The organism is Streptomyces sp. NPDC051664 (genome assembly GCF_044453545.1).
Lineage (GTDB): Bacteria > Actinomycetota > Actinomycetes > Streptomycetales > Streptomycetaceae > Streptomyces.
Genome location: NZ_JBITCU010000008.1, coordinates 246,658 through 262,193 on the forward strand (window position 1 = coordinate 246,658; position 15,536 = coordinate 262,193).

The 15,536-nt window shown below is 70.0% G+C and carries 12 protein-coding genes and 1 tRNA gene; 9 read left to right on the forward strand and 4 right to left on the reverse strand.

Going from position 1 to position 15,536, the window contains the following annotated elements:
- The first annotated feature begins 23 nt into the window (after positions 1-23).
- Positions 24-926 carry a spermidine synthase gene (locus tag ACIA8E_RS18130; RefSeq protein ID WP_399299056.1) on the forward strand — a complete coding sequence of 301 codons (903 nt, stop codon included), beginning with the start codon at positions 24-26 and terminating at the stop codon, positions 924-926.
- An 11-nt stretch (positions 927-937) separates the two neighbouring features.
- On the opposite strand, the gene ACIA8E_RS18135 is transcribed toward ACIA8E_RS18130, so the two are convergent.
- Positions 938-1,465 carry a hypothetical protein gene (locus tag ACIA8E_RS18135; protein ID WP_399299058.1) on the reverse strand — a complete coding sequence of 176 codons (528 nt, stop codon included), beginning with the start codon at positions 1,463-1,465 and terminating at the stop codon, positions 938-940.
- A gap of 89 nt (positions 1,466-1,554) precedes the next feature.
- Here ACIA8E_RS18135 and ACIA8E_RS18140 point away from each other — a divergent pair, with 89 nt between their 5' ends.
- The 8 genes from ACIA8E_RS18140 to ACIA8E_RS18175 all read left to right on the forward strand — a co-directional run bounded on the left by ACIA8E_RS18140 (position 1,555) and on the right by ACIA8E_RS18175 (position 12,820).
- Positions 1,555-2,274 (forward strand): response regulator transcription factor, encoded by a 720-nt coding sequence (locus ACIA8E_RS18140; RefSeq protein WP_399299059.1) that lies wholly within the window; start codon positions 1,555-1,557, stop codon positions 2,272-2,274.
- The gene (locus ACIA8E_RS18145) at positions 2,271-3,689 is read left to right on the forward strand and encodes an ATP-binding protein (protein WP_399299061.1); all 1,419 of its coding nucleotides are present in this window, start codon (positions 2,271-2,273) and stop codon (positions 3,687-3,689) included. The genes ACIA8E_RS18140 and ACIA8E_RS18145 overlap by 4 nt, the downstream gene beginning before the upstream one ends.
- A gap of 357 nt (positions 3,690-4,046) precedes the next feature.
- Positions 4,047-5,537 (forward strand): cellulose binding domain-containing protein, encoded by a 1,491-nt coding sequence (locus ACIA8E_RS18150; RefSeq protein WP_399299063.1) that lies wholly within the window; start codon positions 4,047-4,049, stop codon positions 5,535-5,537.
- 839 nt (positions 5,538-6,376) lie between these two features.
- A complete protein-coding gene (locus ACIA8E_RS18155; RefSeq protein WP_399299065.1) occupies positions 6,377-7,699 on the forward strand; it encodes an ABC transporter substrate-binding protein in 1,323 nt (440 codons plus the stop codon).
- A gap of 211 nt (positions 7,700-7,910) precedes the next feature.
- On the forward strand, positions 7,911-8,909 hold the full coding sequence (locus ACIA8E_RS18160) for a carbohydrate ABC transporter permease (protein ID WP_399299066.1): 999 nt from the start codon (positions 7,911-7,913) through the stop codon (positions 8,907-8,909).
- Between the two features lie 15 nt (positions 8,910-8,924).
- Entirely contained in the window at positions 8,925-9,845 is a 921-nt protein-coding gene (locus tag ACIA8E_RS18165) for a carbohydrate ABC transporter permease (RefSeq protein WP_399299068.1), read from the forward strand.
- Positions 9,846-10,014: 169 nt separating this feature from the next.
- Complete coding sequence (locus tag ACIA8E_RS18170) at positions 10,015-11,490, forward strand: GH1 family beta-glucosidase (RefSeq protein ID WP_399299070.1); 1,476 nt, start codon at positions 10,015-10,017, stop codon at positions 11,488-11,490.
- A 298-nt stretch (positions 11,491-11,788) separates the two neighbouring features.
- Entirely contained in the window at positions 11,789-12,820 is a 1,032-nt protein-coding gene (locus ACIA8E_RS18175) for a LacI family DNA-binding transcriptional regulator (RefSeq protein ID WP_399299072.1), read from the forward strand.
- Positions 12,821-12,931: 111 nt separating this feature from the next.
- Here ACIA8E_RS18175 and ACIA8E_RS18180 read toward each other — a convergent pair.
- The 3 genes from ACIA8E_RS18180 to ACIA8E_RS18190 form a co-directional block, all read right to left on the reverse strand.
- Positions 12,932-13,004, reverse strand: a tRNA-His gene (locus ACIA8E_RS18180).
- Between the two features lie 126 nt (positions 13,005-13,130).
- Positions 13,131-13,733, reverse strand: a complete 603-nt coding sequence (orn, locus tag ACIA8E_RS18185; protein WP_399299074.1) for an oligoribonuclease — start codon at positions 13,731-13,733, stop codon at positions 13,131-13,133.
- Between the two features lie 10 nt (positions 13,734-13,743).
- Positions 13,744-14,979, reverse strand: a complete 1,236-nt coding sequence (locus ACIA8E_RS18190; protein ID WP_399299076.1) for a helix-turn-helix domain-containing protein — start codon at positions 14,977-14,979, stop codon at positions 13,744-13,746.
- Between the last annotated feature and the right edge of the window lie 557 nt (positions 14,980-15,536).

The window sequence follows — 15,536 nt, forward strand, 5'->3', positions numbered from 1 at the left end:
GCAGTGAGTAGGGACGAGCGTCAGTGGCACGTCGAGGTGCGTCGAGCGGTGGCGCGGGCGCCCGGAAACGAGCGGACCGCAAGGGCGACCGCAAGCCGGATACCCTCTCCGAGAAAGTCGACGGAGGTCTCGCCGAGCTGATCCCCGACCGGGAGCGGCCGCGCGCCTGGACGCTCACCCTCGACGGCGCCCCGCAGTCCCACGTCGACCTCGACGACCCCTCGCATCTCTCCTTCGCCTACCAGCGCCGGATCGGCCACATCACCGATCTGGCCGCCCCCGCAGGGCAGCCCCTGCACGTCGTGCACCTGGGCGGCGGCGCCTTCACCCTCGCCCGGTACGTCGCAGCGACCCGGCCGCGCTCCACCCAGCAGATCGTCGAGTTGGACGCAGCGCTCGTCCAACTGGTACGCCGGGAGCTGCCGTTGGACCCACAGGCCCGGATCAGGGTCCGCTCCACCGACGCCCGCGCCGGGCTCGGGAAGATCCCGGACGACTGGGCGGATCTCGTCATCGCCGATGTCTTCAGCGGAGCCCGTACGCCCGCCCACCTCACCAGCGCCGAGTTCCTCACCGACGTACGCCGGGTCCTGAAGCCCGCCGGGCAGTATGTGGCCAACCTCGCCGACGGTCCGCCGCTGGCCCATCTGCGCGGCCAGATCGCCACCGCCGCCACCGTCTTCCCCGAGCTGGCACTCGCCGCAGATCCGGCCGTGCTGCGCGGCCGCCGCTTCGGCAACGCGGTGCTGCTCGCCTCGGCGCTCCCGCTCAAGGTCGCCGAACTGACCCGCCGGGTCGCCACCGACCCGCACCCCGGACGCGTCGAACACGGCAAGGAGCTCGCCGACTTCACCGGCGGCGCGGCGGCGGTGAGCGACGCGGACGCCCGTCCGTCACCCGCGCCTCCGCCCTCCGCCTTCGAGTGAGCGGCCGGTGATCAGACGATCTCGACCATCGGCGGATGGTCGTTCCAGGTGCAGAAGACCGACACCGTCGTCCCGTCATCGGTGGTGAAGTTCACCCGGATCCAGGTCGTGTTCGTCCAGACCCGCATCGACCAGCCCGGATCCGGCGTGGCCGAGACGAGCTTCGCCCAGTCGGGGCCGAGCTCGAAGACGACCCGTCCGCCGTCCGTCGGGTAGCTCTTGACCGCGCCGGAGGGCTTGGGCGGGCGCGAGGACGCAGGGCCGCTCGACGGTTTCCGGGGCGGGGTCGCGGACGGCTTCGGATCGGTACGAGGGGTGCTGCTCGGCGTCGGTGCCGGCGACGACTGCGGGCGCCTCGTCGAGGACGACAACGCGTCCGCCCCGCTGTGGCTGTCACGGGCGCTCGCGGAGATGGGCATCGCGCGTGGCGGGTCGTACGCCGTCCCCGCCATCACCGTGTGCACACCCCACCACGACAGCGTGACCGCAGCGCCGGTGGCGAGCGACCACGCGAGCGCGTGTACGAGTCCTCGTTGCATCCGGAACATCCTGCACCACAGGGCCCCGTGCTGTCCCCGTACCCCCACGGACAGGACCGCGGGCCGGTCGATGGCGTACGGTGCCGCCCATGCCAAGTGTGCTCGTGGTCGAGGACGACCAGTTCGTACGTTCCGCCCTCATCCGGCACCTGACCGAGGCCTCCCATACGGTACGGAGCGTGGGTACCGCGCTGGAAGCGCTGCGCGAAGTCGCCCACTTCCGATTCGATGTGGTCATCCTCGATCTCGGTCTGCCCGACCTCGACGGATCCGAGGCGCTGAAGATGCTTCGCGGCATCACCGACGTACCCGTGATCATCGCGACGGCGCGGGACGACGAGAGCGAAATCGTCCGGCTGCTGAACGACGGCGCCGACGACTACCTGATCAAGCCGTTCTCGGTGGAACACCTGTCGGCGCGGATGGCCGCCGTGCTGCGCCGTTCGCGCGCCGCCGGGGGTGGGGCGCCGCCGCCGAGCGTCATCCGGGTCGGCGGACTCTCCATCGATCCGCTGCGCCGCCAGGCCGAACTGGACGGCACCGCGCTCGACCTCACCCGCCGCGAGTTCGATCTGCTGACCTTTCTCGCCGGGCGCCCCGGGGTCGTCGTCCCGCGCAAGGAACTCCTGGCCGAGGTCTGGCAGCAGTCGTACGGCGACGACCAGACCATCGACGTCCATCTTTCCTGGCTGCGGCGGAAGCTGGGTGAGACGGCGGCCAGGCCGCGCTATCTGCACACCCTGCGCGGCGTCGGAGTGAAACTCCAGCCGCCCGCGGTGCAATCGCCCGACCCGGAGCGGCCCGTATGAGATGGGCCCTGGTCAAGGTCTGCCTGGCCGTCACCGCGATGGTCGTCATCGCCTTCGCCGTACCGCTCGGCCTCGTCATCAAGGAGATGGCCCGCGACCGGGCCCTCTCCGACGCCGAGCGGCAGGCCGCCACGATCGGTCCGACCCTGTCCATCACCACCGACCGCGCCGAACTGGAGACGGCCGTCCTCACCACCGAGCCGGGGGGCGAGGGCCGGATGGCCGTCCACGTCCCCGCCTCCGAGGAGTCGGACAGCCGGCCGGTGGAGATCGGCACCCGGCGCGCCACCCGCAAGGACGTGGAGACCGTACGCACCTCGGGGCGCGCCTCGATCAGCGAGGTCACCGGCGGTTCCGCACTGCTCCAGCCGACCGCGCTGGGGTCCGGGGGCACCGCCGTCGTCGAGGTGTTCGTACCTGAGGGCGAGGAGTCCAACGGGGTCACCACCGCCTGGCTGATGCTGGCGGGCGTCGGCATCGCGCTGATCGTCGGCTCGGTCGCGGTCGCCGACCGGCTCGGCGTACGGATGGTGAAGCCCGCCCAGCGGCTCGCGGGTGCCGCCCACGACCTGGGGGAGGGCAGGCTGGGGACCAGGGTCCGTGAGGAGGGGCCGACCGAACTGCGGTCCGCCGCCGTCGCGTTCAACTCCATGGCCGACCAGGTCGTCCAGCTCCTCGCCAACGAACGGGAATTGGCCGCCGACCTCTCGCACCGGCTGCGCACCCCGCTCACCGTCCTGCGCCTCAACGCCGCCTCGCTCGGCGAGGGCCCGGCCGCCGAGCAGACCCGGGCCGCCGTCGAGCAGCTGGAGCACGAGGTCGACACGATCATCCGCACCGCCCGCGAACAGCGTCCGCAGACGCAGGGACTGAACAGTGGGCCCGGGGCCGGCTGCGATGCCTCCGAGGTGATCCGCGAACGGATGGACTTCTGGTCGGCGCTCGCCGAGGACGAGGGGCGCGAGGTGCGCCTCGCGGGAGTGGACCGTACGGTACGCATCCCCGTCGCCCGGCCCGAACTCGTCGCCGCACTCGACGCGTTGCTCGGCAACGTCTTCCGGCACACCGCGGAGGGCACCGCCTTCGCCGTCGACGTGCACCACAGCGGCGACGCCGTGATCGTGCTGGTCTCGGACGCGGGCGGCGGCATAGCGGACCCCAAGGCGGCGCTGGCGCGCGGCGGAAGCGGTGGGGGAAGGGCGCGGGCCTCGGTGGGCTCGACCGGGCTCGGGCTCGACATCGTCCGCCGCGTCGCGGAGTCCACCGGCGGCGATGTGCGGATCGGGCGGTCGGTGCTCGGCGGCACGGAGGTCCGCATCTGGATCTGGCTCGACGGGCGTCGGCCCGGGCAGGGCGGGCGCCGCCACCGGGTGGGCCGGCAGCGCCGCCGCCTTCGGTCCGCGGGCCGGTCCTAGACCGACCGGCAAACGGGGGGCGGCGTCGCGGGGCTGGGCACGCATTCCCCCAAGGCCTTATGGCCAGGGGGACCCCCTCCCGCGTTGTCGTCAGTCTTCCCCAAGCTCTCGGCTTCGCTCGAGCAGGGGAGAGCTCATTCGCTCCGCGTTGACTCCCCCCTCCGCCTTGCAGCTGCACGCACCCAGCCCCGCTCCTTCTTCCACCCGCCATTTGCCGGTCGGTCTTAACCAGCACCGATGCGTCCCTTAAGTGAACCCTAAGAACATCAACTCATGCCCGGTACAGCCCATTTGCCGGTTTCGGGGCCGCTAGCGTGCTCCCGCACCCACACCCCGTAAGACAGAGGCAGGCACGCAATGGGCACCAGTACGCACCGGCGCACGGCGAGCACCAGGACCAAGGCGATCGGCGCCGTTGTCGCCGCGGCAGTGATCGGCTCCGCGGTCTTCGCCCTCACGGGCACGGCACAGGCCGCTTCGGTAGGCGCCGCGTACACCAGGACCAGCGGCTGGACGGGCGGCTACACCGGGCAGTACGTCGTCACCAACGACACCGACAAGGTTCAGACGGACTGGACACTCGAATTCGACCTGCCCGCGGGCACGAGGATCAGCTCCCTCTGGAACGGCGAACACACCGTCAGCGGCAAGCACATCACAGTGAAGCCCGCCGGCTGGAACAAGGAGCTGGCGCCCGGCAAGTCGGCCACCGTCGGCTTCGTCACCACCTCGGACGGCACGGCTGCGGACCCGACCGGCTGCCTGATCAACGACGCCAAGTGCTCCGTCGACACCGGAGCGACGCCGGAGCCCAGCGGACGCCCGACCGAGACCGCGACCCCGACTCCCACGGCGACCCCCACGGCCAAGCCCACGCAGACCGCCACGGCGACCCCCACCACCCCCACCCCCACGCCCACACCCACCGCGACCGAGGGCGGCGGCGGTACGGCGGGCGGCGCCGGCTTCGCCCCGTACGTCGACACCTCCCTCTACCCGGCGTACGACCTGGTCGACACCGCCACCAAGACCGGGGTGAAGGAGTTCAACCTCGCCTTCATCACCTCCGGCGGCAGCTGCACCCCGCTCTGGGGCGGCGTCACCGCCCTCGGCGACGACCACGTCGCTTCCCAGATCGGCGCACTACGCGCCAAGGGCGGCGACGTCCGGGTCTCCTTCGGCGGCGCGGCAGGCTCCGAACTGGCGCTCAACTGCACCTCCGCCGCCGACCTCGCCGGCGCCTACGGCAAGGTCATAGACACGTACAAGCTCACCAAGGTCGACTTCGACATCGAAGGCGGCGCGCTGCCCGACACGGCGGCCAACTCCCGCCGTGCCCAGGCGATCGCACAGCTCCAGAAGTCCCACCCGGGCCTCGATGTGTCCTTCACCCTGCCGGTCATGCCCGAGGGCCTCACCCAGCCGGGCGTGGACCTGATCGCCGACGCGAAGAAGAACGGCGTCGAGGTCGGCGCGGTCAACATCATGGCGATGGACTACGGCGCCTCGTACAGCGGCGACATGGGCTCGTACGCGATCCAGGCGGCGACCGCGACGCAGGCCCAGATCAAGGGCGTGCTCGGGCTGTCGGACGCGGCGGCGTGGAAGGCCGTGGCCGTCACCCCGATGATCGGTGTGAACGACGTCAGCACCGAGATCTTCAAGGTCGAGGACGCCACGCAGCTGGTGAACTTCGCCCAGGAGAAGGGGCTGGGCTGGCTGGCGATGTGGTCGGGCACGCGGGACAAGGCGTGCGCGGGCGGGGCGAAGCCGTCGGCGGATGCGTCGTGCAGCTCGATCGTGCAGGAGCCGCTCGCCTTCACGAAGGCGTTCGGCGCGTACAAGTAGCTCTCTCCACCGCAGACCGCCACCCCCTGCGCGCACCCCGGCCGGCCCCACACCCCCCACATCCGGCCGGGGTGCGCCCCCTTTTCTTCTGCGAACGGTTCCGTCCTCGGTGGCCGAAGGCCGCGCAACCCGTCCCGCCCCCTCCCTCCCGGGGGCCTGACAGGTCGCCTCGTACAGTCCCCGCAGGCCCCTTCGGTGCGGCCTCCTGGCTGCTGGCGTCGTTCGCGGCCTGCACTGTGCGGGAGAAGAACCGGAGACCACGCTGACCCGGCTGCGCATGCGCAGAACCCACTTCGGCGACCGCCGGGCCACACCGGGCCGCTTCACGTCGGCCGCACGGTTCGGAGGAAGAACGCGGATGCGGCCCAACGTGCCCCCTGGCTCCGCACCCTGTTCACCTTCCGGTGGGCGGACGAGCAGAATCCGACCGTGGTCGGACCGGCCCGATGGTGCACGCAAAAACAGCGCGCCCGGTCTGCTCCCGCCGGATCCCCGCGCGGTGCCTCGCCCCAGCACCTCGCCGGCCTGGGCGTATTCACGAGCGCGCGCCGTCCATGGGCGGCGCGCGAACGCTTAGGCAAGGCTTCGGCCGGACACGGTCACGTGACTTGCAGGACACACTCGGGCAACGGAACCGTCTTCAACTCTTGACACCCACCCCCTTGAGGCAGCAACCTTCCGGCATCGGCGCATGGGAGCGCTCCCACATCGCACGGGAAATTCTCGTGCGGACGGCACTGCCCGTGTCTTCCCCCCTGCACCATCTGGCACTTGCACTCACCTGCGCGTATGGCGCGCAGCCAGAACGCCAGTCCCACCCTGGAACAAGGAGTAGTGGAATGCGTATCACCCGCACCGTCGCCGGCCGGCGTCGCAGAGCCGCGTTGGTGGCCACCACGGGCCTGACGGCCACCGCCCTGTTGCTGACCGGATGCAGTGACTCGGACTCATCCAGCGGGAGCTCCGACGCCAACGGGAAGATCACGTTGACCGTCGCCGACTTCGGGCAGTTCGGCTACAAGGAATCCGGTCTCTTCGCCAAGTACCACGAGCTCCACCCGAACATCACGGTCAAGGAGGACGCCACCGCCGACGAGAAGGTCTACTACCCCAAGCTGCTCCAGCAGCTGAACTCGGGCAGCGGGCTGGCGGACGTCCAGGGCATCGAGGTCGGCCGGATCAAGGAGATCGTCGACACCAAGGCGGACCAGTTCGCCGACCTCAGCAAGGTGATCAACGTCGACGACTGGGTGTCCTGGAAGGAGAAGCAGGCCACCACGCCCGACGGAAAGGTGATCGGCGCCGGTACCGACATCGGACCGATGTCGCTCTGCTACAACACCGAACTCTTCAAGAAGGCCGGTCTGCCGACCGATCGCGAGGAGGTCGCCGCGAAGGTCGCCGGGGGCTGGGAGGACTACCTCAAGCTCGGTGAGGAGTACAAGCAGAAGGCGCCCGCAGGGACCTACTTCATGGACTCCGCCAGCGCCATGTTCAACGCCGTGGTCAGTTCGAACGCCCAGCAGTACTACGACGCGAGCGGCAAGGCGATCTACAAGGACAGCCCCAGCGTGAAGCAGGGCTGGAACCTGGCGGCCGAGGCGGCGGACAAGAAGCTGACCCAGGGCCTCGCCCAGTTCAACGACCCGTGGACGGCCGCCCTGCGCAAGGGAACCATCGCCACCGTGGCCTGCCCCGCCTGGATGGCCGGTCAGATCTCGATCAACGCCGGTGACGCCAACAAGGGCAAGTGGAACATCACCACCGCGCCCGGCTCGACGGCTGCCAACTGGGGCGGCTCGTTCCTCGGCGTGCCCAAGTCGGGCAAGAACGTCGACGAGGCCACCAAGCTCGTCAAGTGGCTGACCGCCCCCGAGCAGCAGGCCGCCGTCTTCAAGGCGATCGGCAGCTTCCCGTCCAACAAGGGCGCGTACGAACTGCCCGACGTGAAGAACGCCAAGCTTCCGTACTTCAACGACGCGCCGATCGGCCAGATCTACGCCGACGAGGCCAAGTCCATCCCCGAGACCGTTCTCGGCCCGAAGGACGGCATCATCAAGGACACCATCTCCACCCAGATCAACAACATGGAGCAGCGCGGCACCAGCCCCGACGACGCGTGGAAGGCAGCGACGGAGTCGATCGACAAGGCGATCGGCTGACGGTCGCAGCAGCGGGCGGCCCCCCGGCCGCCCGCACCTGCGTGTCCCCACCCCGAGGGGCGCCGGGGCCGCGCACAGCCCGTCTCCCGATGGGCGGGCACGGGGCGGCCGGGTATCTCCCCGGCCGCCCCGTGCAAGCCCACCGCACGCGCCTTCGGCCCATCCAGCCCCGTACCCGGGTAACCAGCAATCCAGGGAAGGACTCCCGCCCGTGGCCACCTCGACTCCCACCCGGGACGCATACGCCCCGCCACCCCGCGGTTCCCAGCAGACACCGGCGAACGCCCGCCGACAGACGTGGCGGAGCCGGCTCTGGCGGTTCGACGACAAGACGTCGCCGTACGCCTACATAGCCCCGTTCTTCCTCGTCTTCGGTGCTTTCGGGCTCTATCCGCTGCTCTACACCGGCTGGATCGCCCTGCACCGGGTGGAGATGACCGGACTGAACCAGATGGAATGGGTCGGCTGGGACAACTTCGACAGGATCCTGCACGACTCGGAGTTCTGGACGGCCGTCAGCAACACCTTCCTGATCGGCGTCATGTCGACGGTCCCGCAGCTGCTCGTCGCGCTGGGCCTGGCCCATCTGCTGAACTACAAGCTCCGCGCCAGCACTTTCTGGCGGACGGTCGTCCTCACCCCGTACGCCACCTCGGTGGCCTCCGCGGCCCTCGTCTTCGCCCTGGTCTTCCGGGCCGACGGAGGTCTGCTGAACTGGGCGCTGCACTTCGTCGGCCTCGGTGACACCAACTGGGTCAACGGGCACTGGACGTCCAAGATCGCCATCTCGGTCATCGTGATCTGGCGCTGGACCGGCTACAACACCCTGATCTACCTGGCCGCGATGCAGGCGGTACCGACCGATCTGTACGAGGCGGCCTCGCTCGACGGAGCCTCGCGCTGGCAGCAGTTCCGCAAGGTGACCATTCCCTCGCTGCGGCCCACGATCCTCTTCACGATCGTCATCTCGACCATCGGTTCCATGCAGCTGTTCGGCGAGCCCCTGCTGCTGGAGGGCGGCACCCTCGGCGCGACCGGGGGCAACGAGAATCAGTACGAGACCCTCAGCGTCTACCTCTACAACTACGGCTGGAACCTGGGGCATCTCGGTCCGGCCGCCGCAGTGGCCTGGGCGATGCTCGCCCTCCTGCTGATCATCGCCGCGGTCAACTGGCTCGTCGGCCGCTTCGTACGCAAGTCCGCGGTCTGACCGGGAGCGATATCCATGACCATGACCAGCCCCACCAAAGTCCCGGAGCTCGGCCTCCCGGCACGTTCCGCAGACCGCCTCCCGAAGCGCCCGAGCCGCTTCAAGCCCGGCGCCGGCAAGCAGCTGCAGGGCGGTCCGTTCGCCTACGTCGTGCTGGCCGTCGTCGGCATCGGCTCGCTGCTGCCGCTGTACTGGACCCTGGTGGCCGCGTCCCACACCCAGGACGAAGTACTGGCCTCCACCCCGCCGTTCCTGCCGGGCGGCCGGCTGCTGCACAACCTCGACGCCGCCTGGAGCCAGGCCCATCTGGGCAAGGCGATCGTCAACAGCATCATCGTCTCCAGCTGCATCACGGCGGCGACGCTCTTCTTCTGCACCCTGGCCGGATACGCCTTCGCCAAGATGCGGTTCCGGGGCCGCGGCGCGCTGATGACCGGAGTCATCGCCACCCTGACCATCCCGCCGCAGCTCAGCGTCGTCCCGCTGTTCATGATGATGTCCGACATCGGCTGGGGCGGGAAACTCGAGTCGGTGATCTTCCCGACCCTGGTCAGCGCGTTCGGCGTGTTCTTCATGCGCCAGTACCTGAGCGAGGCGCTTCCGTACGAGCTGATCGAGGCCGCCAAGATCGACGGTGCGAACAACTTCCGCATCGTGCGGAGCGTGGTGCTTCCGGTGGCCCGCCCCGCGATGATGGTGCTCGGGATGCTCACCTTCGTACAGGCGTGGAACGACTTCTTCTGGCCCTATCTGGCCCTGAACCAGCAGAACCCGACGCTCCAGGTGGCCCTCGGCCAGCTGAGCGCCTCCTACACCCCCGACCAGAGCATCGTCATGGCCGGTGCGCTGATCAGTACGCTGCCGCTGCTCGTGGTGTTCGTGATCTTCGGCAAGCAGATCGTCGGAGGGATCATGTCCGGCGCCGTCAAGGGCTGACCCGACGGCACCCGGTCCCCCGGGTGATGCTCCGTCACCCGCCGCCTTCCGTACCGGACGTCCCGTACGGCCTGCCCCCGACCGCAGGCCGTACGGGCCCGGAGCCCCACCCCGTACCTCCTCTCCCTCCCCCTGCCTCTGTTCCGTCCACACATGGGAGCGCTCCCGCATGACTGCCGTACGACCTGACATCACCCCGAAGCCGGCATCCGAGGCAACGAACTCGCCGACGCTCTTCCCGACCGGCTTCGTCTGGGGGGCGGCCACGGCCGCCTACCAGGTCGAAGGCGCGGCTGCCGAGGGCGGCCGCACCCCTTCCATCTGGGACACCTTCAGCCACACCCCCGGCAAGGTTCTGGCCGGTGACACCGGCGACGTCGCCGCCGACCACTACCACCGTTACCGGGACGACGTGGCGCTGATGAAGGAGCTGGGGCTGAAGGCCTACCGCTTCTCCGTCTCCTGGTCCCGGGTGCAGCCCACCGGCCGCGGCCCCGCCGTCGAACGCGGCCTGGACTTCTACCGCAAGCTCGTCGACGAGCTCCTCGAAGCGGGCATCACCCCCGTCGCCACCCTCTACCACTGGGACCTTCCCCAGGAGTTGGAGGACGCGGGCGGCTGGCCCGAGCGGGCCACCGCCGAGCGGTTCGCCGACTACACCGCCATCATGGCCCGCGCCCTCGGCGACCGGGTCCCCGTGTGGACCACCTTCAACGAGCCGTGGTGCTCGGCCTTCCTCGGCTACGGCTCCGGCGTGCACGCCCCCGGCCGCACCGAACCGGCGGCCACCCTGCGCGCGGCACACCATCTCAACCTCGCCCATGGGCGGGCGATCGAGGTACTGCGCGGTCGACTCCCCGCTGGAGCGCAGACCTCGGTCACCCTCAATCTGCACCAGGTCCGCCCGCTGACCGATAGCGCCGCCGACGTGGACGCCGCCCGTCGGATCGACGCCGTCGGTAACCGGATCTTCACGGGCCCGATGCTGCGCGGCGCGTACCCCGAGGACCTGATCGCCGACACCTCGCACGTGGTGGACTGGTCGAAGCTGGTCCACGACGGCGACCTGGCCGCCATCTCCCGCCCCGTCGATGTGCTGGGGGTGAACTACTACACGCCCACGATCGTCTCGATGCCGGAAGAGGGCAGTGGTGACTCCCGCGACGACGGACACGGCAACAGCGACCACTCCCCGTGGACCGGCTCCGAGCAGGTCGCCTTCCACCTCTCCGAGGGCAAGAAGCGCACCGCGATGAACTGGGCGATCGACCCCGACGGGCTGTACGAGCTGCTCATGGACGTCACCCACGACCACCCGGGCCTGCCCCTGATGGTCACCGAGAACGGCGCGGCCTTCGACGACCAGGTCTCGCCCGACGGTCGGGTCGACGACCCGGAGCGGATCGAGTACCTGCGCGGCCACCTCGACGCCGTCCAGCGGGCCGTCGCCGACGGCGCGGATGTCCGCGGCTACTTCCTGTGGTCGCTGATGGACAACTTCGAGTGGGGGTACGGATACTCCAAGCGCTTCGGCGCGGTCTACGTCGACTACGCATCCCAGCGCCGCATCCCCAAGGCGAGCGCCCACTGGTACGCCGATGTGATCCGCCGTCACGCACTTCCCCCGGCCCCCGAACTCCCCTGACTTCCCTGAGGGCTGTCCCGTGGGCGGACGCACGCGACGGACGACGGAGACCCGGCCCCGTGCCGGGTCTCCGTCGTTTCCGCAGCTCCCGTAGTTCCGGCCGGCTGCCGGATACGCATCGGCAGATCCGGTACCCCATGCGCACCTGCACCTGGCGCTGCAATCCCGTAGGGTGGGAGCGCTCCCATAGTTGGGGCCCGGCAGGCCTTCCGAGGTCGGACAGGTGTCACGGGGTCCAACAGGTGGACTTGGTTTGGTTATCTGACTATGAGAAGTTGACCGCGAACGGGAGGCAGCCATGGCGGCAGCGCGAGTACGGAGCGGCGGGCGGCCCACGCTCGAAGAGGTCGCGGCACGGGCCGGAGTCGGGCGTGGCACGGCCTCACGGGTCATCAACGGCTCGCCGCGGGTCAGCGAACACACCCGTGAGGCGGTCGAAGCTGCCGTCGCCGAGCTGGGATACGTACCCAACCGCGCGGCCCGCGCACTCGCCGGAAACCGCACGGACGCCATCGCCCTCGTCGTGCCCGAGCCCGAGACGCGGTTCTTCGCCGAGCCGTACTTCTCGGACATCGTCCGCGGGGTCGGCGCGGCCCTCGCCGACACCGAGATGCAGCTGCTGCTCACGCTCGTCGGCAACGACCGCGAGCGGAAGCGGCTGGCCCAGTATCTGACCGCGCACCGTGTCGACGGCGTGCTGCTGGTCTCCGTGCACGCCGACGACCCGCTGCCGGACCTGCTGGAACAGCTCGGCATGCCGGCCGTGATGAGCGGCCGCAGATCCGCCTCCGAGAGGCTCGCCGCGGTCGACTCCGACAACTTCGAGGGTGCCCGCGGCGCCGTCGACCATCTGATCTCCCGCGGTCGCCGTTCCATCGCCACGATCACCGGGCGCCTCGATGTGTACGGCGCGCAGCGCCGCCTCGACGGCTACCGCAAGGCGGTGGCGGCGGCCGGTCTCGGCCCGGACGAGCAGCTGATCGCCCCCGCCGACTTCACCGAGGAGGGCGGCGCCCGTGCCATGCGGGAGCTGCTGGCCCGCCGCCCCGATGTGGACGCGGTCTTCGCCGCCTCCGACGTGATGGCAGCGGGCGCCCGTCAGGTGCTCCGCGAGGCGGGCCGGCGCATCCCGGACGATGTGGCGCTGATCGGCTTCGACGACTCGGCCGTGGCCCGTCACATGGACCCGGCGCTCACCAGCGTGCGCCAGCCGATCGAGGAGATGGGCCGGGTGATGACGCGGGTGCTGCTCCAGGAGATCGCGGGCGAGAACGAGGAGCGCCCGCAGATCGTGCTCCCGACGGAACTCGTCGTCCGCGACTCGTCCTGACGGACGCCCGGGCCGGAGGCAGGGGTGACGACCGTCACACAGGGGCCTGGTGAGGGAGGCTCAGTCGCACGAGAAGGGCCCCGGTCCGAAGACCGGGGCCCTTCCCTTCAGGGTGAGTAACGGGACTCGAACCCGCGACATCCTGGACCACAACCAGGTGCTCTACCATCTGAGCTATACCCACCATGTCCGGTCTTTTTCTGACCGGCCGAGAAAAAGTGTACAGGGTCCGAGAGGGTGCTCGCGCCCTTGTTGTTCAGCCGCTGATCCCGGGCCTTGAAACGCTCGTGACCAGCGGCTTCCCAAGGTCCTAAGCCGACTGCTGCGTCAGGCGTGTCGCAACGGCCTTCGCCTGCTCGGAGTCCGGCCCGGGCTGCGGTACGAAGACCGCTTCCCGGTAGTACCGCAGCTCCGTGATGGAGTCACGGATGTCCGCGAGCGCCCGGTGGTTGCCGTTCTTCTCCGGGCTGTTGAAGTACGCCTTCGGGAACCAGCGGCGGGCCAGCTCCTTGATCGAGGACACATCGACGATCCGGTAGTGGAGGTAGCCCTCCAGAGCCGCCATGTCGCGGGCCAGGAAGCCACGGTCGGTACCCACCGAGTTTCCGCAGAGCGGGGCCTTGCCCGGCTCCTTCACGTGCTCGCGCACGTAGGCCAGCACCTGGGCCTCGGCGTCGGCCAGGGTGGTGCCGCCGGCCAGCTCGTCGAGGAGGCCCGAGGCGGTGTGCATCTGCCGCACCACCTCGGGCATCGTCTCCAGGGCCCTGTCCGGCGGGCGGATCACGATGTCCACCCCTTCGCCGAGCACGTTCAACTCCGAGTCGGTGACCAGTGCGGCCACCTCGATGAGTGCGTCTTCCGTCAACGAGAGCCCGGTCATCTCGCAGTCGATCCACACCATGCGATCGTTCATACGCCCCACCCTACGGGGCGCTGCGCTGCCCCGGCAGGGTCGGGCGTCCCGTGGCGTACGCATCGGACCCCGGCTTCCCGTGCTCCGGCTGACCCGCACCGACCGCCGTGGAGGCCGCGCCCGCGGCACCCGACGGGGCCCCCGTCGCACCGGGCCTCCGGCCCGCGGACGTGCCCTGTGCGGGCACGACCGTCTCGATCGCGGTCGCCACCGGGTCCAGCGCCCCGGCCTGCGGACGGCGGGCCCGGTAGGCGGCCCGGTACGCGGCGGGGGAGGAGCCCAGCTGGCGCCGGAAGTGTCCGCGCAGCGCGACCGGCGAGCGGAAGCCGCAGCGGCCCGCGACCTCGTCGACCGAGTAGTCGGACGTCTCCAGCAGCCGCTGCGCCTGCAGCACCCGCTGGGTGATCAGCCACTGGAGCGGTGCGCTGCCGGTGAGCGAACGGAACCTCCGGTCGAAGGTCCGCCTGCTCATGTAGGCGCGCCCGGCCAGCGTCTCCACGTCGAACTGCTCGTGCAGATGCTCCAGCGCCCAGGCCACGACCTCGGCGAGCGGGTCGGAGCCGATCTCCTCAGGTAAAGACCTGTCGAGGTAGCGCTCCTGACCGCCACTGCGCCGCGGCGGGACCACGAGCCGGCGGGCCAGCGCACCGGCGGCCTCCGTGCCGTGGTCCGTGCGGACTATGTGCAGACAGAGGTCGATGCCGGCCGCCGTCCCGGCGGAGGTGAGCACATCGCCGTCGTCGACGAACAGCTCACGTGGATCGACATGGACCGACGGATAGCGCTTGGCCAGCGTCGGTGCGTACATCCAGTGCGTGGTGGCCGGGCGGCCGTCCAGCAGGCCGGCGGCAGCGAGCACGAACGCCCCGGTGCACAGTCCGACGATGCGGGCCCCTTCCTCGTGGGCACGGCGCAGCGCGTCCAGCGCCTCGGCGGGCGGCGGAGAGGTGATCGAACGCCAGGCGGGCACCACGACGGTGCCTGCCCTGCTGATCGCCTCCAGCCCGTAGGGCGTGGTGAGTTCGAGTCCCCCCGTGGTCCGCAGCGGTCCCTCTTCCCCGCCGCAGACGAGCAGCCGGTAGCGCGGAACTCCCGCGTCCTGGCGGTCGATTCCGAACACGGAGAGCGGGATGGAGCTCTCGAAGATGGGGCCGCCGCTGAACAGCAGCACGGCGACGACTTCCCGACGTCGTCGTCCGCTGAGCTTCCGTACAGCCTCCGTTGCGGCGGCGGAGTCCTGGCTCATGACGCTAAGCCCCCCTCGGTGTTCGCGTCTCCCTGGTCCTTACGGGCCTGTCGCTCCTGCACATTTCCCCTCGGTCTTGCGCGAGTCCCCAGTCTTCGGCACCCAAGATCGAATCTACTGTGTCCCGCGGTGCCGGCGTGACAAGTTGACCAACCAGCACTATGTCGACAAGGCAACTTGGCGGGAAGCATTCGATCACGAAGCGTTTCACTCGGAAGCCGCGCAGGGAAGTGCGCCTCGCATTCGTGGCCCGTCCCCGTCGGGGGGAAGCGTACCGCCTGGTCTCTTCTTGCCTGGTGGCAAGGGGGTTGATCGGCCAATTCCCCAAGGAATGGGCAGGGGTGAGAAGTTGGCTGAAAATATATGGTTGCGTAAGCCTGAATCCGTCGTTTGACCGGCGCACAACCCTGGCGATGAGACTGCGCCCGTACGCCCCCGTGGCCGGGTGGGCGGGGCGGGGTCCGGCAGGCCGCGAGGGGGACGGCAGGACCCTGGCGGATGGCGGTGTCCCGTCGGCGGGTGTACCGGCGGGCGGGGCGGCGGATGTGCCGAACGCC